This window comes from Nitratireductor sp. OM-1, assembly GCF_003296175.1.
Lineage (GTDB): Bacteria > Pseudomonadota > Alphaproteobacteria > Rhizobiales > Rhizobiaceae > Nitratireductor > Nitratireductor aquimarinus.
This window is the reverse complement of record NZ_CP029208.1, coordinates 713,311-738,869: the sequence shown is the minus strand read 5'-3', so window position 1 is coordinate 738,869 and position 25,559 is coordinate 713,311. Positions and strand designations below refer to the sequence as shown.

Below are 25,559 nucleotides of genomic sequence, written 5' to 3'. Positions count from 1 at the left end.
CCGCTGTTCGGTGCCGAGCGTCCTCGCCCTTCGACAGGCTCAGGATGAGGACTGTTTTGCTGATCACGCCCGCAAATAACGGTTCGGAATGAAGCACCCGCAAGCTCAGTAACCCTCATCCTGAGCCTGTCGAAGGGCGAGGGCGCTCGGCACTGCCCTCTCAGCCGCTGTGCTTCTTCAACGTCTCACTGTCGGGTTTGAACGCTGGCGAACGCCCCCTCATCCCCCTGCCGGGACCTTCTCCCCGCAAGCGGGGAGAAGGGAGCGTTGCTGTTGTTGGTGCCTGGCGCCCCCGTCCTTCGACAAGCTCAGGATGAGGACTACTGAGCCTGCGGATTGGTTCATTCCGGGTAGTTTCTTGCTGGCGTCATCAGCAAAACAGCCCTCATCCTGAGCCTGTCGAAGGGCGAGGGCGCTTGGCGCTGCCCTCTCAACCGCCGCGCTTCGCCTGCGTCGCTGCTTCGTCCACCGTCATCCCGTCTGCGCTCAGAACAACGCCAAACAGCTCTTCGGCTTCCGCCGCCGTGTAATACCCCAGCGCCACATCCTGCAGCACGCTATCTGGCGCGCGGCGCAGCGGATCGCCATAGCCGCCGCCGCCCGGCGTTCCCACCGCAACACGGTCGCCGGCTTTGAGCGGAATGTCCTGTTCCTTGGAAAGGTGCGGCGGGACATGGGCCGCGCCGTCCTGCCAGACGGTCACCGCGTTCACCTTGCCGTCCCGGCCGCCAAGCACGCCCTGCGGGCCGGTGCGGCCATGGTCCATCACGAAGGAGGCGCGTGCGTTGCCGCGCAGAAGCTCCACCTCGTAGGAAAGGCCGAACCCGCCGCGATGCTCGCCGGCGCCGCCCGAGCCCTCGCGCAGCGCGTAGCGGCGGTAAAGCACGGGGAAAGCCTGTTCCATCACCTCCACCGGGGGCGATTTGGAGATGCCGATGGTGGAGCAGCCATTGGTCAGGCCGTCATGGTCGGCATTGCCGCCATAGCCGCCGCCGGAAATCTGGTACATCACGAAATCGCGGCCGCGGGCCGGATCGTGCCCACCAAGCGCAAAATTTCCGCTGGAGCCGGCGGGGGCTGCGGTGACCTTTTCCGGGAGCGCCTTCACCATGGCGGCGAACACGGCCTCCGCAATGCGCTGCGAGACCTCGGCCGCGCAGCCCGACACCGGGCGCGGATAGCGCGCGTCGAGAAACGTGCCTTCCGGCCGGTTGATGATCAGCGGCTCGAACGCGCCCGCGCTGAGCGGCACTTCCGGGAAAATGTGGCGCATCGCCAGATAGACGGAGGAAAGCGTGGTGGCGAGCACACTGTTCATCGGTCCCGCGCAGGGCGGGCTCGATCCCTCGAAGTCGAAGGTCAGCGTGTCGCCCTTCTTTTCGATGGCGAGCGCGATGGTCAGCGGGGCGTCCACCACGCCGTCTGAATCCACGAAAGCCGCGCCGCGATAGACCCCGTCGGGGATCGGCGCGATGAGTGCGCGCATCTGTGTGGCCGCGCGCCTGCGCAGCTCCGCAATGGCCTGGCGCACCGTGTCGTCGCCATAGCGGTCGAGCACCTGCGCCAGACGCTCCGCGCCCACTTCCAGTGCCGCGCCCTGCGCCCGGATATCGCCGATGCGCTGGTCCGCAACGCGGATGTTGGAGCAGATGATCGCGTAGATTTCCGGGTCGAGTTCGCCCTTCTTGAAAAGCTTCACCGGCGGCAGGCGCAGACCTTCCTGCTCCACCGCCGTGGCAGAGGCGGAGAAGCCGCCGGGAACCGCGCCGCCAATGTCCGGCCAGTGGCCGGTGTTGGAGAGCCAGCAGAAGATCTCGCCATCGCGCCACACGGGCATGGCGAAGCGCACATCCATGAGATGCGTGCCGCCCAGATAGGGGTCGTTGACGATGTAGATGTCGCCGGGTTCGGGCGCCGCCGTCTCGCCGCCCGCGATGCGCTCGATGAGCGTGCGCGTGGAATACTGCATCACGCCGACAAAGACCGGCAGCCCGGCCGAGCCCTGCGCGATCAGCGCGCCGTCTTCGGCGGCGTAGATGCCATCCGAACGGTCGTTTGCCTCGGCGATGACGGGAGAGAAGGCGGCGCGCGAGAAGGTCAGGTCCATCTCGTCGCAAACCTGCTGGAGCGCGGCCTGAATGACCGAAAGCGTGATGGCGTCGAGGGCGGGGGTGTTCGTGTCGGTCATCCGTGCCTCCCTTTTGCGTTGCCGCCACGCCCCTCATCCCCTTGCGTGCTGCGCATCCTTCTCCCCGCAGGCGGGGAGAAGGTGCCGGCAGGCGGATGAGGGGCGGGCTCCGCGTTCATCAGCTCGCTCCCACCGTGATGATGATGTTCCCATCCGCATCGGATGCCGCCCGGTCTCCGGGTTCGATCACCGTTGTCGTGTCGAGCTGTTCGAGGATCGCCGGCCCCTCGATCTCCGCATCGAGCGGCAGCTTTTCGCGGGCATAGACCGGGGTGTCATGCCAGGCACCCGCAAACCAGACTTGCCGCTTTTCATTCAGCGCTTGGGCAAGTGTCGCCACCCGTCCGGCCGGATCGATCAGGCTGGCGAGATCGATATCCGCGCGCACACCGATCACGGACGTGTTGAGATTGACGAGATTGGCGCGGATCTCGGGCAGGCGCACCCTGAAGCGTTTGTAATAGGCGTCCTCGAACAGCGTCTGCAGTGTGTCGCGGTCTATTTCGGGGCCGGGCAGTGGCACGTTGATGAGGTGCGTCTGGCCGACAAACTGCATGTCCGCCGTGTGCACGCATTCGATGCGCTCCGGCTGAACGGTCTCCTGCGCGATCAGCGCTTCGCCCTCGGCGCGCTGTTCATCCAGCACGCTTCTGACCAGCGCCACATCGAGGCTTGCGACAGGGCGGTTCACCGTGCGCACGAAATCGTGCCGCAGATCGGCCACCACGCAGCCAAGCGCATTGGTGATGCCGGGGCGCGCCGGCACCATCACGCGCGGAATGCCCAGTTCACGGGCAAGCGCTGCCGCGTGCAACGGTCCCGCACCGCCGAAAGCGAACAGCGCAAAGTCACGCGGGTCGTGTCCCTTGCCGAGCGACACCATGCGGATCGCGCCGGCCATCTTGATGTCGGCGATTTTCAGCACCGCACCGGCTGCTTCCACGCCCGAAAGGCCGAGATCAAACCCGAGTTTTTCGGCAAAGATTTCTTCGACATCGGCAACGGAAACCGGATTGTCGACCGAGAGCAGCTTTTTGGGGTTCAGCCTGCCCAGAAGAAGATTGGCGTCGGAAATGGTCGGCTCCACACCGCCACGGCCATAGCAGATCGGGCCGGGCTTTGCGCCCGCGCTCTGCGGTCCCACCTCCAGAAGCCCCGCATCGTTGACGCGCGCGATCGAGCCGCCGCCCGCACCCACCGTATGCACGTCCACCATGGGCACGTGGATCGGCATCGCGTATTCCACTTCGATCTCGTTGGAGACCGCGGGCCGTGCGCCGCGCACCAGCGCCACGTCTGTGGACGTGCCGCCCATATCGTAGGTGATGAGATTGTCGACGCCCGCCCGCCGCGCGGTAAAGGCGGCGGCCATCACGCCGGAGGCCGGGCCGGACATCACCGTCTTGGCCGCTTCGCGGGCCACATGGGCGGCGGAGATCATGCCGCCATTGCCGTTCATCACCAGGAAGTCGCGCGCATAACCGAGGACCCGCAGCTCATTCGAAAGCCGGGCGACATAGCGCTCAAGGATCGGCTGCACCGAGGCGTTGACGGCGGCGGTCACGCCGCGTTCGAATTCGCGCGCTTCCGAGAGCAGGGCGTGTCCAGTGGTGATGTAATCGTTGGGCCAGAGTTCGGCGGCGATTTCGGCTGCGCGCCTCTCATGCGCCGGGTTCGCATAGGCATGCAGGAAATGGATCACCAGCGAAACGCAGCCCGCATCGAGCAGCGCCTTGACTGCTTCGCGCACGCCATCCTCGTCGAGCGGGGTGAGCGCATTGCCGGCAGCGTCCATGCGCTCGCCCACCTCCAGCCGCAGATTGCGCGGCACAACGGGTTTGAACGTGCCCGTCATGCCATAGGCCTGCGGCCGCGTGCGGCGGCCAAGCTCGATGATGTCGCGGAAACCGGCGGTGGTGATCATGCCGGTTCGCGCAAGCTGCCGCTCCAGAACCGCATTGGTCGTGGTGGTCGTGCCATGCACGATCAGGCCGATTTCGGAGGCCGGTACGCCCGTCTCCCGAATGGCGTTGACGACGCCGAAGGCCTGGTTCTCGATGGTGGTCGGGGTCTTGGCGACACGCACCCGGGGGCCCATATCGGTGCCTGAACGTGTGTCGATCAGGATCAGGTCAGTGAAGGTGCCGCCCACATCGATGCCGGCGACCACAGAACCCGAATTGATGCCATTTTTCTCAACCATTGGGAAAATCCGGAATGCGAAACCTTTTTTGACCCGACGATATGAAATAGGTGTCGAACGCTGGAAACTTGACGTCAAATTCATTTGTATACTAATAATCTCGGCAGGCAAGAGCCGCCATTAATGCCGTGATTTGAGTTTGCATCCGCACTCGAAACAGGCATAGAGACTTCCGACCGAACGAGGAAAGTACCGATGGACAGCGCTGCGCTCCGCGAGGCCGAGGCCGAAAAGACAACCGAATTCCCGATTCCCGCCGGCTGTTATGCCGAGCGCGTGACGTCGGTGAAACACTACACGGACAAGCTGTTCTCGTTCCGCATCACGCGGCCGCAGAGCTTCCGTTTCCGCTCCGGCGAGTTCGTGATGATCGGTCTTCCCAATGCCGCCAAGCCGGTGTTCCGCGCCTATTCCATCGCCAGTCCCAACTGGGATGAAGAGATTGAATTCTTCTCCATCAAGGTGCCGGATGGTCCGCTGACCCAGCACCTGCAGAGGATCCAGCCGGGCGACACGGTGCTGATGCGCCAGAAATCCACCGGCACGCTGGTCAACGATGCGCTGACGCCGGCGAAAAACCTCTACATGATCTCCACCGGCACGGGCATTGCGCCTTTCGCAAGCCTGATCCGCGATCCGGAGACCTACGACAAGTTCGAGAACATCATCCTGACCCATACCTGCCGCGAAGTGGCGGAGCTGGATTATGGCAAGGAGCTGGTGGCCGCGCTCAAGGACGATCCGCTGATCGGCGAGCTGGTCGAGGGACGTCTGACGCATTTCACCTCCACCACGCGCGAGACCTCGCCTGTCATGGGCCGCATCACGACGCTGATCGAGAATGGCGAGCTGTTCAAGGCGCTCGGCACCGAACCCTTCAACCGCGAAAACGATCGCGTGATGATCTGCGGTTCGATGGAGATGCTGAAGGACGTCAAGGCGCTGACCGAGAAGGCGGGCCTCAAGGAAGGCTCCAATGCTGAGCCGGCCGATTTCGTCGTCGAACGCGCCTTCGTCGGCTAAGTCCTCGTCTGCTGTACTGCCAGCATGACTGATATCCTCCTTGTCTCGGCCTGCGGGGAGAAGGTGCCGGCAGGCGGATGAGGGGCGTGCGCCGGCTTCAGTCGGCCCTCTGTCTGCATTGAAGCTTCTTCTTCTTTGAGCCCGTGCGCTGGCCCCTCATCCTCACCTTCTCCCCATGCACGGGGAGAAGGGGCATATGCGCCGCGCGCAGTTACACAGCCTGGCGCTGCTTTGACCACATGCTTCGTGGACAGATCCGTTGAGAAAGCCAGCCGGCTGTCAAGCAGGTCACCCTTCACATCGCCGGCAAACAAACCTCCTGCTCCCCAACCCGTCACCCCTTGACCTCACGCATCAGCCATGACAAAAGCAAATTCATAATATCGATAAATCCGGATATTTGGATAATGCAAAAGTCAGAGGCCATCGACGCGCTTGCTGCTCTTGGGCAGGAAACCCGTCTCGACGTGTTTCGTCTGCTTGTTCGGACCGGGCCTGAAGGTCTGCCGGCGGGCGAGGTCGCAGCGCGGCTGGGTGTGGTGCAGAACACCGCCTCCGCCCATCTCAAGGTTCTGGCTCAGTCCGGCATGATCCGTGCGGAGCGGGAAGGGCGGGTCATTCGCTACAAGGCGGACATGACCGGCTTCCGCGATCTCCTGTCCTTCCTCATGGAAGACTGCTGCAACGGAAATCCGGATCTCTGCCGCCCCGCCATCGAGGCGGCGACCTGCCATTGCTAGGAGGCAAGACCATGCGTGATCAGCCCTTCAACGTGCTTTTCCTGTGCACCGGGAACTCGGCCCGCTCGATCCTTGCGGAAGCGGTCCTGAACCGGGTTGGCGCAGGCCGCTTCAAGGCCTACTCGGCAGGCTCGCAGCCCAGGGGTGCGGTGCATCCCTATGCGCTGGAACTGCTGGAGCACATGAACCACGACGTTTCCTTCGCGCGCTCGAAGGACTGGGCCGAGTTCGCAACGCCCGATGCGCCGAAGCTGGATTTTGTCTTCACCCTTTGCGATAGCGCCGCCGAGGAGGCCTGTCCGGTCTGGCCGGGCCAGCCGATGACGGCGCACTGGGGCCTGCCGGACCCGGCGGCAGCCACCGGCACCGAGGCTGAGAAGCATCTCGCCTTTGCCGATGCCTATCGCATGCTCAACAACCGCATTTCCATTTTTACGGTGCTGCCGCTCGCCTCGCTCGACCGGCTTTCCCTGCAGCGCCGCCTTGATGATATCGGCCGCACCCCGGCGCATTCCCAATAGGATCCAAGAACCATGACTGACCAAACCCTGGACCGCGCGGGCAAACCGGCTGGCGGGATCGGCTTCTTCGAAAAATATCTTTCCGTCTGGGTGGCGCTCTGCATCATTGCCGGCATCGCGCTCGGCAATCTGATGCCCGGCCTGTTCGGCTTTCTTGCCGGGCTTGAATACGCCTCGGTCAATCTGGTCGTTGCCGTGCTTATCTGGGCCATGGTCTTCCCGATGATGGTCAATGTCGACTTCGCGAGCCTCAGCCACATTGGCGACCGGCCGAAGGGCCTCGTTCTGACGCTCTTCGTCAACTGGCTCGTCAAGCCCTTCACCATGGCCGCGCTCGGCGTCCTGTTCTTCGAATATGTCATTGCCCCGTGGATCGAGCCCGCCGATGCGCAGCAATACATTGCCGGCCTGATCCTTCTGGGCGCAGCGCCCTGCACGGCCATGGTCTTCGTGTGGAGCCAGCTCACCCGCGGCGACGCCACCTACACGCTGGTGCAGGTGTCGCTCAACGATGTGGTGATGATCTTCGCCTTCGCGCCCATCGTCGCCCTGTTGCTCGGCGTGACGGACATCGTCGTGCCCTGGGAGACGCTGCTACTGGCCACAGGCCTCTATGTGGTCATTCCACTGGTCGCCGGCGCCCTGACGCGCAAATGGCTGACGGGCCGCGCCTCTGGCGCAGAGGCTGAAAAGGCGGTCTCAAGCTTCACCGCGTCGCTGAAACCCGTTTCCGTGATCGGCCTTCTGGTCACCGTGGTTCTGCTGTTCGGCTTTCAGGGCCATGTCATCGTCGAACGGCCCATTCTGATCGTGCTGATCGCGGTGCCGCTTCTGATCCAGTCCTATGGCATCTTCTTCCTGACCTATTTCGCGGCCCGCATCTGGAAAGTGCCGTTCAATGTCGCCGCGCCCTGCGCCCTCATCGGCACGTCGAACTTCTTCGAACTTGCGGTGGCTGTGGCCATTAGCCTGTTCGGCTTGAATTCCGGCGCCGCACTTGCCACGGTGGTGGGCGTGCTGGTCGAGGTTCCGGTGATGCTGTCGCTGGTCGCCTTTGCCAACCGCACCCAGGACTGGTTCCCCAAAAGCTGAACGAGAAAACCCGAGAGCCGAGCGAGCCCCCCGAGTGCCGAGCGAGAAAACCCCCGAGAGCGGAGCGAGAAAACAATGACCGCAACCATCTATCACAACCCCAAATGCGGCACCTCGCGCAACGTGCTGGCCATGCTTCGCGAAGCCGGTGAAGAGCCGGTGGTGATCGAATATCTCAAGACGCCGCCCGGCCGTGAAAAGCTGGTCTCCCTGATCGCCGCCATGGGCGTGTCCCCGCGCGCGATCCTGCGCCAGAAGGGCACGCCCTATGACGAGCTTGGTCTTGGCGAAGACAAGTGGAGCGATGACGAACTGATCGATTTCATGGTCGAACACCCGATCCTGATGAACCGTCCGATCGTTGAAACCCCGCTTGGAACGAAGCTCTGCCGCCCGTCCGAAACCGTGCTGGAACTCCTGCCGGAAGACGCGGTGAAATCCTTCACCAAGGAAGACGGCGAGGTGGTGAAGTAGCGCGGAAGGTTCGGTAACCGCGCGAAATCCTCTCTTCACCGCTGTACATTTGTCTTCGACGCGCGTAGTACGGCGCAAAAGCGTTGGCAGAATGGCCGCGCTGCGCGCCTGCCAGGCTATCTGCATCAGATGATCTCTTAGAGCGCGCTCATTTCCGAAAGAAGATGAATGACCGAGTTCGAAGGCATTGTGCCGGCGCTTGGCCGGGCGTTGGATAAACGCGGCTATACCGAATTGACCCAGGTGCAGAAGGCTGTGCTGGAACTGGAGCCCGCTGGTGCGGATGCGCTCGTTTCCGCACAGACCGGCTCTGGCAAGACCGTCGCCTTCGGCATCGCGCTGGCGCCCACCCTGCTCGATGGCGGGGAGCGCTTTGATCGCGCTGCCGCTCCGCTCGGTCTCGCTGTGGCGCCGACCCGCGAACTGGCGCTTCAGGTCAAGCGCGAGCTGGAATGGCTTTACGCCGAGACCGGCGCCGTCATCGCTTCCTGTGTCGGCGGCATGGACATCCGCACCGAGCGCCGTGCGCTTGAGCGCGGTGCGCATATCGTCGTCGGTACGCCGGGACGCCTGTGCGACCATATCCGCCGCCACGCGCTCGACATGTCGGATCTGCGCGCCGTCGTGCTGGACGAGGCCGACGAGATGCTTGATCTCGGCTTCCGCGAGGATCTGGAATTCATTCTCGACGCAGCCCCCGCCGAGCGTCGCACACTGATGTTCTCGGCAACGGTTTCGCGCACCATCGCCAATCTGGCGAAGAACTATCAGCGCGATGCGGTGCGCATCACCACCGCCGCCGAGCAGAAGCAGCATGTCGATATCGATTATCGTGGCTTCCTGGCCGTGCCGCAGGAGCGCGAGAACGCCATCATCAACGTGTTGCGCTATTATGAGGCGCGCAACGCACTGGTGTTCTGCAACACGCGCGCCACCGTCAATCATCTGACCGCGCGCTTCAACAATCGCGGCTTCTCGGTCGTCGCCCTGTCGGGTGAGCTGAGCCAGAGCGAGCGCACCCATGCGCTGCAGGCCATGCGCGACGGACGCGCCCGCGTCTGCGTGGCGACGGATGTTGCCGCCCGTGGCATCGATCTGCCCAATCTGGAGCTGGTGGTTCACGCCGACCTGCCCACCAACACCGAAACGCTTCTGCACCGCAGTGGCCGCACCGGCCGTGCCGGGCGCAAGGGCGTCAGCGCGCTCATCGTTGCCCCCAATGGCCGCCGCCGCGCCGAGCGCCTTCTGCGCGACGCCAAGGTGCGCCTCGAATGGGGCAGCCCGCCCTCCGCTGAAGAGGTTCTGCGCCGCGACGACGAACGTCTCATGGCCGATCCGAACCTTGATGAGCCGATCCAGGAAAACGAGACCGAGTTCGTCGAGGCGCTGCTTGCCAAACATGGCGCGGAGCAGGTGGCGGCGGCTTTCGTGCGCCTTCATCGCGGCAAGCTTTCCGCGCCCGAAGATGTAACGGAAGTCACGATTTTCGATTCCGGCAGCGCGCGTGAAGAGCGCAAGCCGCGCCGTGAGGACTTCGACCAGAGCACCTGGTTCTCGCTGTCCGTCGGACGCAAGCAGAATGCCGAGCCGCGCTGGCTCATCCCGCTTCTGTGCCGGGCCGGCGAACTCACCAAGAGTGAGATCGGCGCGATCAAGATGCAGCAGGACGAGACCTATGTGGAACTCGACGCGACCTGCGTGCAGCGTTTCCTGTCGACCATCGGTCCGGACGCTCTGCTGGAGCGCAGCATCCGCGTGGTGCAGCTCGATGGTGTTCCCGAGTTTGCGCCGCGCAACGGGCCAAAGCCCTTTGGCGCAAAACGCAGGCCGGTCGGCAAGCCGCATCGCAAGGGCGGTGGCGGCGAGTGGCGCGACGACGCCAAGCCATGGGCCAAGAAGGACGGCAAGCCGAAATTCGGCAAGCCCGCCGGCGGCAAGAAGAAGCCCCGCAAGAAGCCGGACTGACGGGGCCTTCCTTCAGAGAATCAAGAATGTTGCGCCGCGGAAAGAAATCGGGTTAAACACCGCGCATCCGCTCTGGACCCGGTGAAATTCCGGGTGGCTCTGCCGGCCGCTGATCCGCCGGCGCAACCTTGATAGTTCCTGTCTTGCCCAGCCGCAGAAGACTGACGGTGGCTGGGAAGTCATGTTTTCTGAAGGTTCAATGTTCTCTCTTTCCCATTACCGCGAAGAGTGGTTCGGCAATGTCCGGGCCGATCTCCTTTCCGGGCTGGTCGTCGCTCTGGCGCTCATTCCCGAAGCCATCGCTTTCTCCATCATTGCCGGCGTCGATCCCAAGGTCGGGCTTTACGCCTCCTTCTCCATCGCCGTCATCACCGCCATTGCCGGTGGCCGCCCGGGCATGATCTCGGCCGCCACGGCTGCAACCGCCGTGCTCATGGTCACGCTGGTCAAGGATCATGGCCTGCAATATCTGCTTGCCGCCACAGTTCTGGCCGGCCTTTTGCAGATCGGCGCGGGCCTGCTCAAGCTCGGTTATCTGATGCGCTTCGTGTCGCGTTCGGTCATGACCGGCTTCGTCAACGCGCTGGCCATTCTCATCTTCATGGCGCAGCTGCCCGAGCTGATCGGCGTACCGAACCTCACCTATGTGATGGTCGCAGCCGGTCTTGCCATCATCTATCTGTTCCCGCGCATCACCAAGGCCGTGCCGTCGCCGCTCATCTGCATCATCGTGCTGACGGCGCTTTCCATCGGCTTCGGTCTCGACGTGCGCACGGTTGGCGATATGGGCGAACTGCCCTCCACGCTGCCCGTCTTCCTGCTGCCGGACATCCCGCTCAATCTGGAAACGCTGCAGATCATCCTGCCCTATTCGGCAGCCGTCGCTGCCGTGGGCCTGCTGGAATCGCTGATGACCGCCTCGCTGGTGGATGAACTCACCGACACGCCGAGCGACAAGAATCAGGAGTGCATCGGTCAGGGCCTCGCCAACACGGCCACCGGCTTCATCGGCGGCATGGCCGGTTGCGCCATGATCGGCCAGTCCATGATCAATGTGAAATCCGGCGGGCGCGGGCGTCTTTCCTGCTTTGCGGCCGGCGTGCTTCTCCTGTTCATGATCGTGATCCTGGGCGACTGGGTGCGCCAGATCCCCATGCCGGCGCTCGTCGCCATCATGATCATGGTGTCCATCGGCACCTTCTCCTGGTCGTCGATCAAGAATTTGCGCGAGCATCCGCTGTCGTCTTCCGTGGTCATGGTCGCCACCGTCGTCTGCGTGGTCTTCACGCACAATCTGGCGATCGGCGTTCTGGTCGGCGTCCTGCTCTCCGGCATCTTCTTTGCCGCCAAGATCGCGCAGATCTTCCGTGTCACCTCCACCCTGTCGGAAGACGGACGTCAGCGCACCTATCGGGTTGAGGGCCAGCTCTTCTTCGCTTCGGTGGAAGACTTCAACGCCGCCTTCGATTTCAAGGAAGCGCTGGACAAGGTCGTCATCGATGTCTCTCACGCGCACATCTGGGACATTTCCAGTGTTGGCGCGCTCGACCTGATCGTGCTCAAATTCCGCCGTGACGGCGCAGAGGTCGAACTTGTCGGCATGAACCGGGCGAGCGAGACCATCGTTGACAGGCTCGGCATCCACGACAAGCCGGGTGCGCTTGAAAAACTGATGGGGCATTAGGAGGTAGAGATGTCAAAGATCACTGCATTCATCGACGGCTCCATCTATTCGCAGAGCGTGTGCGAACATGCGGCATGGATTGCCGGACGGCTCGATGCCTCCGTGGAGCTTCTCCATCTGCTGGGCCGACACGAAACCGGCAGAGCGCCGTCCGACCTGTCGGGCAACATCGCGCTCGGCGCGCGTTCTTCGCTGCTCAAGGAGCTCTCAGAGCTTGATGAGCAGCGCGCACGTCTCGCCATGAAGCGTGGCCGCGCCATCCTCGAAGACGGTGAGGCCGCCGTGCGCGCCGCTGGCGTCGAGGCTGTGTCGGGTCGTCTGCGCCATGGCGATGTGGTCGACACGGTCGCCGAGGTGGAGGCCGATTCCGACCTTCTGGTCATCGGCAAGCGCGGTGAGGCGGCGGATTTCGCCAAGCTTCATCTGGGCTCCAATCTCGAGCGTGTCGTTCGCGCAAGTCACAAGCCGGTCCTCGTCGCGGCCCGCGCCTTCAAGCCCATCGAAAAGGTGCTCGTCGCCTATGATGGCGGTGCGAGCAGCATCAAGGCGGTCGACGCCATTTCCCGTTCGCCGCTGTTTGCGGAGCTCACCGTCAAGCTTCTGATGGTCGGAACCGACAACACCGAGGCGCGCAACCGTCTTGCAGAAGCCGAGGCCGTTCTGCGCGGCGCCGGTGTCGCGGTGCAGGGCGAGGTCGTGGCGGGCCAGCCCGAAACCGTCATCTCCGAGCGCGTCGAGAGCGAGAATTTCGGCCTTCTGGTGATGGGAGCCTATGGCCATTCGCGCATCCGCAGCCTGATCATCGGCTCGACCACGACCGAGATGCTGCGCTCCTGCAAAATCCCGGTCATGCTGTTCCGCTAAAGCAATTCCAGGAAAAGCGGGAACCGGTTTTCCGTCCGGAATTGCGTAAGACAATGAATTAGACCGCTTTGCGTCCATACGGACGCACAAATGCATGGATCAACAAGATGACGGGCGCGGCAGCTCTTTCAGCGCCGCGCCCGTCATGTCATGAATGCCAGAACTTCATTCCAAGGAAAGGGCGCAAGCCATGGCCGAAACCTTCGTCATCGCCCAGGGCGGCGGTCCCACCGCCGTCATCAACCAGACCGTCGTTGGCGCAACGCTGGAAGCCATGAAGCGCTATCCCGGCTGTCGTGTGCTCGGTGCACTGCACGGCGTGCGCGGCATCCGCGACGGACGCTTCGTCACCCTGTCCGATCTCTCCGAGACCGAGCTTCGGCGCATTGCAGCCACGCCAAGTGCTGCGCTGGGCTCCACCCGCGACAAGCCGAATGCGGCCTATTGCGAAGAGATCATGAAGGGGCTGAAAGCCGTCAGCGCGGACGCCTTCATCAACATTGGCGGCAATGACACGTCCGGCACACAGGCCATCCTGCGCGATGCATCGGGTGGCGGCATGACCTTCATGCATGCTCCCAAGACCATCGACAATGATCTGATGGAAAACGATCACACGCCGGGCTTCATCTCCGCCGGTGAAATGGTGGCCGGCGCGTTCCTGAGCGTCGATCTGGATTTCCGCGCCCTGCCGGGTGTCTATGTGGGCATCGTCATGGGCCGCCATGCGGGCTTTCTCACTGCCGCCGCCGCTGCATGGGCGCTGGATGAGGAGAGCGGTCCGCATCTCGTCTATGTGCCCGAGCGCGCGTTCGAGCGCGGTCGTTTCATCGAAGACGTCAAGGCCACGGTCGCCCGCCATGGCCGCTGTGTCGTCGCCATGTCGGAAGGCGTTTCGGACGCCGATGGCCACTCGCTGATCGAAACGCTGGTGCCCGCCGAAATGCAGGAGCGCGATGCGCACGGCAATCTCAAGCTCTCCGGCAGCGATCTCGGTCAGGCCATCGAGCGCATTCTTGCCGAGGATCTCGCCGGTCAGCGCGCCCGTGTCGACACGTTCGGCTATCTGCCGCGCGGCAACATCGCCACGATCAGCGAGACCGATGCGCGCGAAGCTTTCGAGGCCGGTGCATTTGCCGTTGGTTCCGTGGAACAGGGCGATGGTTCTGTCGCGCTGCAGTTCGATGACGAAAAGACGGTCTGCCGTCTGGTCGATCTCGACGCCGTCGCCGGCAAGACCCGCCACATGCCCGAGAGCTATCTCAAGCCGGATGAGAACCGTCTTTCCGACGAAGGCCTTGCCTATCTGCAGCGCCTCCTGCCGCGCCGCTTCGATCCGGCAAAGCCTTTCGTCTGACGAAAAAAAGGCAGGCGGCGCATTTCTGCAGCCGCCTGTTCTTGTTCCAGATTGTAGACCCTGCGCATTTTGCGCTTCCGGAGTTCGATCCGACGGTCGAATGCTTCAGCGCTTGCGCACGAATTCCGTGCGAAGAACGAGACCCTTGATGCCTTCGTGGCGGCAGTCGATCTCTTCCTTGTTGTCCGTCAGGCGGATCGTCTTGATCACGGTGCCGCGCTTCAGCGTCTGGCCTGCGCCCTTCACCTTCAGATCCTTGATCAGCGTAACGGAATCGCCGTCCGCCAGCGGGTTTCCTTCCGCGTCGACGACCGCGCCGCGCTGTGCTTCAAGAGCGGCCATTTCCGAGGCCGGCATCCATTCGCCGGTCACGTCGTCATATACATAGTCGTCATTGCTGTCGGTCATATCGTGCCTTCTTCCGCACCGGGCCACGGGCCCGGCGCTTCCTCTAACCGGCGGCAGCGTCGTCGGATCTACTTCCGAACGAACGTGCCGTCCTTCAACTGGTCGAAATACTCCACGCGAACCTCTTTGGCCAGATCACCCTCCATGTTGAACGTGACCGACGAGATCGAACCCGCCATGGCGTTCTCGTTGCGCGGGCGGAAAACGAACTCATCGCCCGTCCAGTGATCAAGCGGGAAAGCGCTCGACGTGCCTTCCACCTTCATCGTAAGGCCGCCATCGGCTTCCTCGATGATGAGGTTGCCGAAATAGTTGTTGGCGAACGTGCCGGTGTAGGCGGCGAGTTCGCGCGCGGGCTTCGCGTCCGCTGGCGCCTTGTGTCCCGCATGTTCGCCGAATGGCTCCAGCATCGGCCCGAAGGCGATGGGATACATGGCCAGCCAGTCACGCTGCACCTCGCCATACTGGACAAGATCCATGAAGCTCATGGAGAGGCCTTCAGCCAGACCGATGGGCTGTGCGTTGGTCAGGATCACGATGCCGATATCAGCGGACGGGATCATGATGAAGTTGGTTGCCGCACCGAGCGCAAAAGCGCCCGAGTGGCTGATCATGACGCGGCCTGCAGGCGATACGCCGACGCCGAAACCATAGCCGTAGAAGCTGGCGCGGTCGGCGGGCGTGGAGGGTTTGCCGGAGACCACCTGCGGGCTGAGTGCGGGCAGAAGTGCAGCGGCGTCGACAATGCTGCGGCCCTCAAATTCGCCATTGCCGAGCACCATGCGCAGCCATTTCGCCATGTCATTCACGCTGGCGCTCACACCGCCGGCCGGCGACTGTGCGTCGGGGTCGCGCTGGTAAAGCACTTTCCAGTCATCGCCCTCGCGCATATGGCCATGGGCGCGGTTGTCGCGACCCAGAAAATCCTTCAGCCGGGAGGAAGTGCTCTCCATGCCGAGCGGCTTGTAGATGGCGTCGTCACTGAGCGTCGCCCAGTCCTTGCCGGCCACGCCTGCCACGGCCTCGGCTGCCGCCGTCAGGCCGAAATTCGTATAGGCGTATTGCAGGCGGAACGCGCCGACTTTGAGATGCCGGAGCTGCTCCAGGATGACCTGGCGCGGAAAGCCCAGATCTTCGAGATCATCGCCCGCATGGTCGGGCAGGCCCGAGCGGTGCGCATAAAGGTCGCCAACGGTCAGGAGCGCCGTGCTGTCGGGATTGGAAAGCTTGAACCAGGGCAGGATGTCGGCCATCGGCGTGTTCCAGTCGACCACGCCTTCGCCCACCTGCTGCGCCACCACGGTCGCGCCAACGGACTTGGAAAGCGAGGCAAGCTGGAATGCCGTGTCGGTGTCGACGGCTGCTTCCTCGCCGGCCTTGCGCACGCCATAGCCCTTGGCAAACAGGACTTCGTCCTTGCGCACCACGGCAACCGCGAGACCGGGCACGCCGGTCTCCTTCATGGCGTTCTGGATAAGGGCGTCGAGCGCCTCGACGGCCTTCTCGATCTGGCCTTCGGGAATGGCGACGCCCGCAGTCTGTGCGGGCGGCGGCAGATCGTTGGCCAGCGCGGCTGCCGGCGCGGCGGTCAGGGCCAGCGCGGTTGCGGCTGCGAGAATGCGGGACGCCATGGCGAAATCTCCAGTGTGAATTGGTTGGGCCGCCAGTTGTGGCGGCAAGTCTTTAACGAAATAAAAACGCCGGCTTAGAACCTGCCTCTAGCTGAACAGATGCCGCTCTTTTTCTACCAGCTCGCTGATAAAGGCTGCCGCCACCTGAATGCGGCGGGTGGGGCGCATGGATTCATGGTAGACCGTCCAGTAGCTGCGTCGGATCGGGCCTGCCCAGTCAATCGGCACAAGATCATCGTGCCTGCGCGCGATGAAAGTGTGCAGAATGCCGATGCCCGCGCCGGCGCGCACGGCTTCCACCTGCCCCATGGCCGATGAAACGGCAAAGTCCGTTCTCCAGTTTTCGGAGACCTCGGCGGCGTAATCCAGCGTCGGGCTGAAAACCAGATCGGGCACATATCCCACCAGCCTGTGGGCGGAGAGATCTGCGGCCTGCTTCGGCAGGTCGTGTGCCTGCGCATAGTCTTTCGAGGCATAGAGACCGAGCGTGTAGTCCACCAGCTTTGCGGCCACCAGCCGGCCTTCCGTCGGGCGGTCCACGGTCACTGCAATGTCGGCCTCGCGGCGCGAAAGCGAGAGCGAGCGTGGAACGGGCACGAGCTGCACTGAAAGCCCCGGATGCCGCGCGGTCAGCGCGCCCAGCCGGGGCGCAAGAAAGGCAACGCCAAAACCGTCCGGGGCGCCGATCCGCACGGTGCCGGTCACGTCTTCGCTCTCGCCGGCAATCTCGGCGCGCGCGGCGATCATGTCGGCTTCCATGCGTTCCGCCGTTGCCAGCAACTGCTCGCCCGCCGCCGTCAGCTCCGTGCCTGTCGTCAGGCGGTGAAAGAGCTTTGCGCCAATCGCATCCTCCAGCGCCGCCACCCGCCTTGAGACGGTTGCGTGATTGAGGCCGAGCCGCTTGGCCGCGCCCAGTATCTGGCCGGCCCGTGCAACGGCGAGAAACACGCGCACATCGTCCCAGTTCATGCCATTCCTCCCGGTTAGGCGTTTTCTGCACGATATATCCTATTTCGACTTTAATTTTTGCACAACGGTTGCTGTTTGCATCGCGTTGCCAAACAGCCGTCGAGTGAAGACAATGCCGGCGACTTCATAACCAGGGAGAAGCCTCATGGAGGATTTCGGTCATTTCATCGGCGGCAAGCGCGTCGCCGGCACGAGCGGGCGCAGCCAGGACGTCATGCAGCCCATGGATGGCTCGGTGCGTGGCAAGGTCGCCCTTGCGAGCGCAGCCGAGGTGCGCGCCGCTGTCGAGAATGCGAAGGCGGCACAGCCGGGATGGGCGAACACCAATCCGCAGCGTCGCGTGCGCGTGCTGATGAAGTTCCTCGAACTGGTCCACCGCGAGTATGACGAGCTGGCAGAACTGCTCGCCCGCGAGCATGGCAAGACCATCCCGGACGCCAAGGGCGATATCCAGCGTGGCCTCGAAGTGGTCGAGGTCTGCATCGGCGCGCCGCACATGATGAAGGGCGAATACACCGAAGGCGCTGGCCCCGGCATCGACGTCTATTCCATGCGTCAGCCGCTTGGTGTCGTTGCCGGCATCACGCCGTTCAACTTCCCGGCCATGATCCCGCTCTGGAAGATTGCTCCGGCCATCGCCTGCGGCAACGCCTTCATCCTGAAGCCGTCCGAGCGCGATCCGGGTGTGCCGATGCGCATTGCGGAGCTCTTCCTTGAGGCCGGTCTGCCCGAAGGCATCCTCAATGTCGTCAACGGCGACAAGGAAGCCGTCGATGCGATCCTCGACGATCCGGACATCAAGGCCGTCGGCTTTGTCGGCTCCACGCCCATCGCCCAGTACATCTATGGCCGCGCCACCGCCAACGGCAAGCGCGCCCAGTGCTTTGGCGGCGCGAAGAACCATCTCATCATCATGCCCGATGCCGACATGGACCAGACGGTCGATGCGCTGATCGGCGCTGGCTATGGTTCCGCCGGTGAGCGCTGCATGGCGGTTTCCGTCGCTGTTCCGGTGGGCCAGGAAACCGCCGACCGTCTGATCGAGAAGCTCATTCCGCGCGTCGAAAGCCTGAAGGTCGGTCCGTCGACAGACGCTGCCGCAGACTTCGGTCCGCTCGTCACCCAGCAGGCGCTGGAGCGCGTGAAGGGCTATGTTGATCTCGGCGTCGAGGAAGGTGCGAAGCTCGTCGTCGACGGCCGCGACTTCAAGATGCAGGGCTATGAAAACGGCTACTATATGGGCGGCTGCCTCTTCGACAATGTCACGAAGGACATGCGCATCTACAAGGAAGAGATCTTCGGTCCCGTCCTCTCCGTGGTGCGCGCCAATACTTATGAAGAAGCGCTCGCACTGCCCAACGATCACGAATACGGCAACGGTGTTTCCATCTTCACCCGCGACGGTGATGCCGCCCGTGACTTCGCCGCGCGCGTCAATGTCGGCATGGTGGGTGTGAATGTCCCCATTCCGGTGCCGATTGCGTATTATACTTTCGGAGGATGGAAGGCCTCTGCATTCGGCGATTTGAACCAGCACGGACCGGATGCATTCCGCTTCTACACGAAGACGAAAACGGTCACCTCGCGTTGGCCCTCTGGCGTCAAAGAAGGCGCAGAATTCGTCATTCCGACGATGAATTAGCCTGTTTTTCGCGTTTATCGCTCGATTTTGAAGACACCCGCATCGGTTCCCGGTGCGGGTGTTTTTGCATTTTGAAACAGACGATTTTATCCGGTCATTTTTGTCTCAAACTTGCAATAATGATGCGCGGTAACGGTAAATGCCGGGACGATCCGCCGATTTTTTCAAAATCGCGCCGTTCAATGCGATGACATTGCATTGGTCCAGTGCTAGCTTCCCGCGTCAAGAAGAGCTGGAAAAACCGGCCTCGGTCTGAAACCGGTCGTGGGAACTTTGACATTGCAATCGAATGTCGTTCCACTACGACTACCTAAGGGGAAACAATAAGAAATGCGCTTTACTGGCGACATTTCAGGGGAGTTGCATATCTCATGGAGTATTTTGTCCAGCAGCTTATTAACGGGCTGACGCTGGGTTCCATCTATGGGCTGATCGCCATTGGCTACACCATGGTCTATGGCATCATCGGAATGATCAATTTCGCACATGGCGACGTCTTCATGATCGGCGCGTTCATCGCTCTGGCGATGTTCCTGATCCTGACGACCGTGTTCGGCTTCGTGTTCCTGCCCGTGGTGTTGCTCATTGTGCTGATCGTGGCGATGATCTTCACATCCGCCTGGGGGTGGACGGTTGAACGTCTTGCCTATCGGCCTCTGCGCGGCTCGTTCCGCCTGGCGCCGTTGATCACGGCAATCGGCATGTCGATCGTGCTGCAGAATTTCGTTCAGATCACGCAGGGCGCGCGCGTCAAGCCGCTTCCGCCGCAGATCCAGGGCGGCATCACGCTGATGGAGGGAGGGGCGAACAGCATTTCCGTGCAGCTCTCCTACATGCAGATCATCATCATTCTGACGACCATTGTGCTGATGGCGGGCTTTACGCTTCTCATCACCCGCACCTCGCTCGGCCGCGCGCAGCGCGCCTGCGAGCAGGACCGCAAGATGGCCGCGCTGCTTGGCATCAATGTCGACCGCACCATTTCGCTGACCTTCGTGATGGGCGCGGCGCTGGCCGCCGTGGCCGGCCTGATGTTCCTTCTCCTCTACGGCGTGATCGATTTCTACATCGGCTTCCTCGCCGGGGTTAAGGCCTTCACCGCAGCCGTTCTGGGCGGCATCGGCTCGCTGCCGGGCGCCATGCTGGGCGGTCTCCTGATCGGCCTCATCGAGGTGTTCTGGTCCGGTTACTTCTCGGTCGAGTACAAGGACGTCGCGGCGTTCTCGATCCTCGCAATCGTGCTGATCTTCCTGCCCTCCGGTCTTCTCGGCCAGCCAGAAGTGGAGAAGGTCTGATGGCGATGAACGGTTCCAACAAGGCGGTCGGCACGCAGCCGGCCGACCCGAATTCCTTCGCGGCCTCGGTCAAGGATGCGGCCACCGCCGGGTTCCTGGTCGCGGTACTCGGGTTCTTCTTCATCGGCGTGCGCACCGACATCGCGCCCGGTGGTCTTGATCTCAAGATGCGCTGGGGCGCGTGGATCGTCTCGATCCTCGTCGTCTTCGCCGGTCGGCTTCTGCTCAACCTGTTCGTCTTCAAGACCAACAGCCCGATCACGCAGAAATTCGCTTCCAGCATGCCCGGCAATGGCCGCTTCGCCGGCGCCGGCAAATGGATGATGCGGGCGCTCTTCGCTTTCGCGCTGATCCTGCCCTTCTTCTTCATCACCTTCTTCCCCAACAAGGACCGTCAGTTCATCGATCTGGCGATCCTGATCATGACCTACATCATGCTCGGCTGGGGGTTGAACATCGTGGTGGGGCTGGCGGGTCTGCTCGACCTCGGCTACGTCGCGTTCTACGCGGTTGGCGCATATTCCTTCGCGTTGCTCGCACAGTATCTCGACATCGGCTTCTGGTTCGCGCTGCCGCTTGCCGGCATTCTCGCCGCATGCTGGGGCATCGTGCTCGGCTTCCCCGTGCTCAGGCTCAGGGGCGACTATCTGGCCATCGTCACGCTGGCCTTCGGTGAGATCATCCGCGTGGTGCTGTTGAACTGGTATGAGTTCACCAATGGGCCGGATGGCATTTCGGGCATTCCGAAACCCACCTTCTTCGGTCTGGAACTGAAGCGGGGCGAGGGTGGCTTCGCCGACTTCTTCGGCATCGCCTACGATCCGATCCAGCGCTTCATCTTCCTCTACTACATCATCTTCGTTCTCGCGCTGATCACCAATTTCGTGACCATGCGTCTGCGCAGGCTGCCCATCGGGCGCGCCTGGGAGGCGTTGCGTGAAGATGAAATCGCCTGCCGTTCGCTGGGCATCAACACCCGCAACACGAAGCTGACGGCTTTCTCCATCGGCGCCATGTTCGGTGGCTTCGCCGGGTCCTTTTTCGCAACGCGACAGGGCTTCATTTCGCCGGAGAGCTTCACCTTCCTGGAATCGGCGATCATCCTCGCCATCGTGGTTCTGGGCGGTCTCGGCTCGCAGATCGGCGTTGTCATCGCCTCCATCGTCATGATTGGCGGCATCGAACTGCTGCGCAATCTCGGGTTCCTCCAGCAGATCTTCGGTTCGGGCTTCGACCCGGTTCAGTATCGTATGCTGATCTTCGGTCTCGCCATGGTTCTCATCATGGTGTGGAAGCCGCGTGGTCTCATATCGACCCGCGAACCGTCCGTGGCTCTGAAGGAAAAGAAACGCATTGGCGCCGATATGGTGGCTCAGGGTGAGGGACACTGATGGACGCGGCGACGAACATGAACAACAACGCTCAGGCGACGCCCAACTGGGACAAGGACCCGGTGCTCAGCGTCGAACATCTAACCATGCGCTTCGGCGGCCTCGTGGCCGTCGGAGACCTCTCCTTCAATGTCGGCCGGGGTGACATCACTGCCCTGATCGGCCCGAACGGAGCGGGCAAGACCACGGTCTTCAACTGCGTGACCGGCTTCTACAAGCCGACGGAAGGGCGCATCGTCATGCGTCACGGTCCGGGTCGCCAGCAGGAAGACGTGGATGCGTTGACCGATAGCGGCCAGCGCTGGAAGACCACCGGCAACGGCGCGGTCTACCTTCTGGAGCGCATGCCCGATCACGAGATCTCGCACAAGGCCAAGGTGGCGCGCACCTTCCAGAACATCCGCCTGTTCGGTGGCATGACCGTTCTGGAAAACCTGCTCGTCGCCCAGCACAATCCGCTGATGGTTGCGTCCGGTTTCTCGATCGGCGGCATTCTGGGGCTGCCCGGCTACAAGCACGCGCAGCAGGAGGCCATCGACAAGGCGGTCTACTGGCTGGAGCACACGAACCTCGTGGATCGCGCAGACGATCCGGCGGCTGATCTTCCCTATGGCGCGCAGCGCCGTCTGGAAATCGCCCGCGCCATGTGCACGAGACCGCAGCTCCTGTGTCTCGATGAGCCGGCAGCCGGCCTCAACCCGCGTGAATCGGCAGAACTCAACGAACTGCTGAAATACATTCGCGACGAGCACAAAGTGTCGGTTCTCCTGATCGAGCACGACATGGGCGTGGTGATGGAAATCTCCGACCATGTCATCGTGCTGGATTACGGTGTGAAGATCTCCGATGGCCCGGCCGAGTTCGTGAAGAACGATCCGAAGGTCATTGCCGCCTATCTGGGCGTCGATGACGAGGACGAGATCGACATGCCGGAGGTGCGTGAGGATATCGCCAGGGTCTCGAAGGACGAGCAGGCGGGCGATGCAGCCGCGCCTGCAGCCAAAAAGAAGGCGGCGGCGAAGAAGGCGACCTCAAAGGCTGGATCGACAAAGAAAGCCTCTGCCGCGGGCGCTTCCGGCGCGAAGGCGGCCACGGCAAAATCCTCAACGGCAAAATCTTCATCCGCCAAAACTTCATCCGGGGCATCCGCTGCGGCCAAGCCTGCGGCAGCGAAAAGCAAGGCTGCGAAGCCGGCTCCTGCTGCCAGTGAGGTGAAGATCGCCAATGCCGGAGACTACCCCGGCAGCCAGCCGCACGGCCTCAGGAAGGCGCGCGAGGGCGGGGCCAACAACCTCACCCGCGTGAAGGGCATCGGACCGGCCAGCGAGAAGAAGCTGAACGCGCTCGGGGTCTGGCACTTCGACCAGATCGCGGCGTGGAAGAAAGCCGAGGTGCAGTGGGTCGGTTCCTATCTTGCCTTCCCCGGTCGCATCGAACGGGAGGAGTGGGTCAAGCAGGCCAGGGTTCTCGCCAAGGGCGGCGAAACCGAATTCTCCAAACGCGTTGACAAGGGCGCTGTGCCCTCCAGCGTGCCTGGCAAACGCGGCGCCAAACCGGCCAGCAAGAAGACCACCGGCAAGGGAGGCAAGGCATGAGCGAGCAGAAGAACCCCTTGCTCTCGGTGCGTGGCGTCGAGACCTATTACGGCAACATCGTCGCGCTGCGTGGCGTCGACATGGATGTGCATCGCGGTGAGATCGTCACAATGATCGGGGCCAATGGCGCCGGCAAATCGACGCTGATGATGACCATCTGCGGCGACCCGCGCGCCCGCAACGGCCAGATCGTCTATGATGGCGTCGACATCACCCAGATGCCGACGCACGAGATCGTCAGCCTCGGCATCGCGCAATCGCCGGAAGGGCGCCGGATCTTTCCGCGCATGACGGTGATGGAAAACCTGCAGATGGGGGCCGCACTCGTCGATCCCGAATTCTTCGACGAGGATCTCGCCAAGGTCTTCAAGCTGTTTCCGCGTTTGAAGGAGCGTATCAGCCAGCGTGGCGGCACGCTCTCGGGTGGTGAGCAGCAGATGCTTGCCATTGCCCGCGCGCTGATGAGCCGGCCGAAGCTTCTGCTGCTGGACGAGCCGTCGCTTGGCCTTGCGCCGTTGATCGTGAAGCAGATCTTCGACGCCATTCGCGAGCTGAACGAAAAGGAAGGGCTCACGGTCTTCCTGGTCGAGCAGAACGCGTTCCACGCGCTGAAGCTCGCCCATCGCGGCTATGTCATGGTCAATGGCAATGTGACCATGAGCGGCACGGGCGCAGAACTTCTCAAGAAGGAAGAAGTCCGCGCTGCTTATCTGGAAGGCGGGAGGCACTGATGGAAAACGCAAACGGACTGATCTGGGAAGTCTCTTTCTGGGAGTTCTTCTTTGTCACGGTTCTTCTTGCAGGGAGTGCCGCCTATCTGACGGGACGCGCCATGGCGCGCACCTGGCAGGCCGATGCGCATCTGGCGTTCTACATCGTGCTTCTGACGGCAGCCACGCGCTTCATCCATTTCGCTCTGTTCAGCGGCACGCTTCTGTCGCTGCACTATTACATCGTCGATCTGATCGTTCTGCTGATCATCGCCTTCGTCGGCAAGCGCATCACCCGCGCTGGCCAGATGGCGACACAGTATAGTTTTCAGTATCGGCGCAGTGGACCGCTCGGCTGGGAACGTTCCGGCTGACGGATTCATGGTTAAGCGGCATGAAGCCTTTATTTCTCTTTGGAATTGGGTTTTCATGCCGTTTAAGCGGGCACAATGGTCCGCATAGGCAAAACCGGGAAGCCAAACACCATTTCCGGAAAGCCAAGGGAACTTCTGGTGTTTTTTAAAGGGAGAAGTCATGAAAAAGGCACTTATGGCTGGCGCAGCACTCAGCCTGATGATGACGGGTTCCGCATGGGCGGACATCACCATCGCCGTTGCAGGCCCGATGACGGGCCAGTACGCCTCCTTCGGTGAGCAGATGAAGGCTGGCGCTGAGCAGGCGGTGGCCGACATCAACGAGGCCGGTGGCGTCAATGGCGAAATGCTGAAGCTGGAAGTGGGCGATGACGCCTGCGATCCCAAGCAGGCTGTCGCGGTCGCCAACCAGTTCGCCGGTTCCGGAGTATCCTTCGTGGCCGGCCACTTCTGCTCGGGTTCCTCGATCCCGGCTTCGTCGGTCTATGCCGAGGAAGGCATCATTCAGATTTCGCCGGCCTCCACCAACCCGGCCTTCACCGACAACCGTCCGGGTCCGGGCGTCTACCGCGTTTGCGGCCGCGATGACCAGCAGGGCGATGTTGCCGGCAAGTTCCTCGTAGAGAACTTCGGCGACAAGAAGGTGGCCTTCGTCCACGACAAGACCGCTTACGGCAAGGGTCTCGCAGACGCCACCATGGCGGCCTACGAGGCAGCAGGCGGCAAGCCGGCTCTGTACGAAGCCTACACCGCTGGTGAAAAGGACTACACGGCGCTCGTCTCCAAGCTGAAGCAGGAAGGCGTTGGCGTTCTCTATGTGGGCGGCTACCACACGGAAGCCGGCCTCATGGCCCGCCAGATGCGCGAGCAGGGCATGGACACGGTTCTCGTTTCCGGTGACGCGCTCGTCACCGACGAGTACTGGGCCATCACCGGCGATGCCGGCGAGGGCACGCTGATGACCTTCTCGCCCGATCCGCGCAAGAACGAGATCGCCAAGCCGGTCGTTGACAAGCTGCTTGCCGCCGGCAAGACGGCTGAAGGCTACGCGCTCTACACCTATGCCGCGATCCAGGCATGGAAGGCAGCCGTAGAGGCAGCCGGTTCCACCGATTACGATCCGGTTGTGGCCGCACTCAACGAAGGCGACTTCGCCACCGTTCTGGGTGACCTGTCCTTCGACGACAAGGGCGATGTCACGCTGCCGGGTTACGTCTTCTACGAGTGGAAGGGCGGCAAGTACGATTACCTCGAGCAGTAAGCTTCTGGCTTGACGAGAGGTTTGAGCGGTCCGGCAGCAATGCCGGGCCGTTTTTCGTTTCAGGGGTGATGAGACAAGCCAGTGGCTGGCCAGGATCAGACGCGCCATATGGTGCTTTCGCACCTGCACAGCTCTCCCAACGTCAAGAAAGTTTGCACTGCAGCATTGTCCA

21 protein-coding genes and 1 other annotated feature are annotated in these 25,559 nt (G+C 62.5%); of the genes, 16 read left to right on the top strand and 5 right to left on the bottom strand.

What is annotated here, in order from left to right; genetic code table 11:
* Positions 1-430: 430 nt before the first annotated feature.
* Both DEJ54_RS03395 and DEJ54_RS03390 read right to left on the bottom strand, forming a co-directional pair.
* Entirely contained in the window at positions 431-2,188 is a 1,758-nt protein-coding gene (locus DEJ54_RS03395) for a hydantoinase B/oxoprolinase family protein (RefSeq protein WP_113153326.1), read from the bottom strand.
* A 118-nt stretch (positions 2,189-2,306) separates the two neighbouring features.
* Complete coding sequence (locus DEJ54_RS03390) at positions 2,307-4,391, bottom strand: hydantoinase/oxoprolinase family protein (RefSeq protein ID WP_113153325.1); 2,085 nt, start codon at positions 4,389-4,391, stop codon at positions 2,307-2,309.
* A 195-nt stretch (positions 4,392-4,586) separates the two neighbouring features.
* Here DEJ54_RS03390 and DEJ54_RS03385 point away from each other — a divergent pair, with 195 nt between their 5' ends.
* The 9 genes from DEJ54_RS03385 to DEJ54_RS03345 all read left to right on the top strand — a co-directional run bounded on the left by DEJ54_RS03385 (position 4,587) and on the right by DEJ54_RS03345 (position 14,111).
* Positions 4,587-5,414 (top strand): ferredoxin--NADP reductase, encoded by an 828-nt coding sequence (locus DEJ54_RS03385; protein ID WP_113153324.1) that lies wholly within the window; start codon positions 4,587-4,589, stop codon positions 5,412-5,414.
* 407 nt (positions 5,415-5,821) lie between these two features.
* Positions 5,822-6,154, top strand: coding sequence for a helix-turn-helix transcriptional regulator (locus DEJ54_RS03380; RefSeq protein WP_113153323.1), 333 nt, complete (start codon positions 5,822-5,824; stop codon positions 6,152-6,154).
* An 11-nt stretch (positions 6,155-6,165) separates the two neighbouring features.
* Positions 6,166-6,675 (top strand): arsenate reductase ArsC, encoded by a 510-nt coding sequence (locus tag DEJ54_RS03375; protein ID WP_113153322.1) that lies wholly within the window; start codon positions 6,166-6,168, stop codon positions 6,673-6,675.
* A gap of 12 nt (positions 6,676-6,687) precedes the next feature.
* Positions 6,688-7,767 (top strand): ACR3 family arsenite efflux transporter, encoded by a 1,080-nt coding sequence (gene arsB / locus DEJ54_RS03370; protein ID WP_113153321.1) that lies wholly within the window; start codon positions 6,688-6,690, stop codon positions 7,765-7,767.
* 75 nt (positions 7,768-7,842) lie between these two features.
* A complete protein-coding gene (gene arsC / locus DEJ54_RS03365) occupies positions 7,843-8,241 on the top strand; it encodes an arsenate reductase (glutaredoxin) (RefSeq protein WP_113153320.1) in 399 nt (132 codons plus the stop codon).
* 168 nt (positions 8,242-8,409) lie between these two features.
* Entirely contained in the window at positions 8,410-10,206 is a 1,797-nt protein-coding gene (locus DEJ54_RS03360; protein ID WP_113153319.1) for a DEAD/DEAH box helicase, read from the top strand.
* 71 nt (positions 10,207-10,277) lie between these two features.
* Positions 10,278-10,333, top strand: a sequence feature (sul1 is cis-regulatory element that is thought to sense ions involved in sulfur or methionine metabolism; They are found in Alphaproteobacteria).
* Between the two features lie 72 nt (positions 10,334-10,405).
* Positions 10,406-11,890 carry a SulP family inorganic anion transporter gene (locus DEJ54_RS03355; RefSeq protein WP_113153318.1) on the top strand — a complete coding sequence of 495 codons (1,485 nt, stop codon included), beginning with the start codon at positions 10,406-10,408 and terminating at the stop codon, positions 11,888-11,890.
* A 9-nt stretch (positions 11,891-11,899) separates the two neighbouring features.
* The gene (locus tag DEJ54_RS03350; protein ID WP_113153317.1) at positions 11,900-12,754 is read left to right on the top strand and encodes a universal stress protein; all 855 of its coding nucleotides are present in this window, start codon (positions 11,900-11,902) and stop codon (positions 12,752-12,754) included.
* Positions 12,755-12,944: 190 nt separating this feature from the next.
* The gene (locus DEJ54_RS03345) at positions 12,945-14,111 is read left to right on the top strand and encodes a diphosphate--fructose-6-phosphate 1-phosphotransferase (protein ID WP_113153316.1); all 1,167 of its coding nucleotides are present in this window, start codon (positions 12,945-12,947) and stop codon (positions 14,109-14,111) included.
* Between the two features lie 105 nt (positions 14,112-14,216).
* On the opposite strand, the gene DEJ54_RS03340 is transcribed toward DEJ54_RS03345, so the two are convergent.
* The 3 genes from DEJ54_RS03340 to DEJ54_RS03330 all read right to left on the bottom strand — a co-directional run bounded on the left by DEJ54_RS03340 (position 14,217) and on the right by DEJ54_RS03330 (position 17,119).
* Entirely contained in the window at positions 14,217-14,519 is a 303-nt protein-coding gene (locus DEJ54_RS03340; RefSeq protein WP_113153315.1) for an alkylphosphonate utilization protein, read from the bottom strand.
* A 68-nt stretch (positions 14,520-14,587) separates the two neighbouring features.
* On the bottom strand, positions 14,588-16,150 hold the full coding sequence (locus tag DEJ54_RS03335) for a serine hydrolase (RefSeq protein ID WP_113153314.1): 1,563 nt from the start codon (positions 16,148-16,150) through the stop codon (positions 14,588-14,590).
* 87 nt (positions 16,151-16,237) lie between these two features.
* On the bottom strand, positions 16,238-17,119 hold the full coding sequence (locus tag DEJ54_RS03330; protein WP_113153313.1) for a LysR family transcriptional regulator: 882 nt from the start codon (positions 17,117-17,119) through the stop codon (positions 16,238-16,240).
* Between the two features lie 145 nt (positions 17,120-17,264).
* Between DEJ54_RS03330 and DEJ54_RS03325 the strand changes: the two genes are divergently transcribed.
* From DEJ54_RS03325 to DEJ54_RS03295, 7 genes are all read left to right on the top strand, one after another.
* A complete protein-coding gene (locus DEJ54_RS03325; RefSeq protein ID WP_113153312.1) occupies positions 17,265-18,761 on the top strand; it encodes a CoA-acylating methylmalonate-semialdehyde dehydrogenase in 1,497 nt (498 codons plus the stop codon).
* 371 nt (positions 18,762-19,132) lie between these two features.
* A complete protein-coding gene (locus tag DEJ54_RS03320; RefSeq protein WP_113153311.1) occupies positions 19,133-20,056 on the top strand; it encodes a branched-chain amino acid ABC transporter permease LivH in 924 nt (307 codons plus the stop codon).
* Complete coding sequence (gene livM / locus DEJ54_RS03315; RefSeq protein ID WP_113153310.1) at positions 20,056-21,447, top strand: high-affinity branched-chain amino acid ABC transporter permease LivM; 1,392 nt, start codon at positions 20,056-20,058, stop codon at positions 21,445-21,447. The genes DEJ54_RS03320 and livM overlap by 1 nt, the downstream gene beginning before the upstream one ends.
* Complete coding sequence (locus DEJ54_RS03310) at positions 21,447-23,042, top strand: ABC transporter ATP-binding protein (RefSeq protein ID WP_113153309.1); 1,596 nt, start codon at positions 21,447-21,449, stop codon at positions 23,040-23,042. The genes livM and DEJ54_RS03310 overlap by 1 nt, the downstream gene beginning before the upstream one ends.
* Positions 23,039-23,773 carry an ABC transporter ATP-binding protein gene (locus DEJ54_RS03305; protein ID WP_113153308.1) on the top strand — a complete coding sequence of 245 codons (735 nt, stop codon included), beginning with the start codon at positions 23,039-23,041 and terminating at the stop codon, positions 23,771-23,773. Before DEJ54_RS03310 ends, DEJ54_RS03305 begins: the two co-directional genes overlap by 4 nt.
* Entirely contained in the window at positions 23,773-24,126 is a 354-nt protein-coding gene (locus DEJ54_RS03300) for a DUF6867 family protein (protein ID WP_113153307.1), read from the top strand. Before DEJ54_RS03305 ends, DEJ54_RS03300 begins: the two co-directional genes overlap by 1 nt.
* A gap of 160 nt (positions 24,127-24,286) precedes the next feature.
* Positions 24,287-25,387, top strand: coding sequence for a branched-chain amino acid ABC transporter substrate-binding protein (locus DEJ54_RS03295; RefSeq protein WP_113153306.1), 1,101 nt, complete (start codon positions 24,287-24,289; stop codon positions 25,385-25,387).
* Positions 25,388-25,559: the final 172 nt, after the last annotated feature.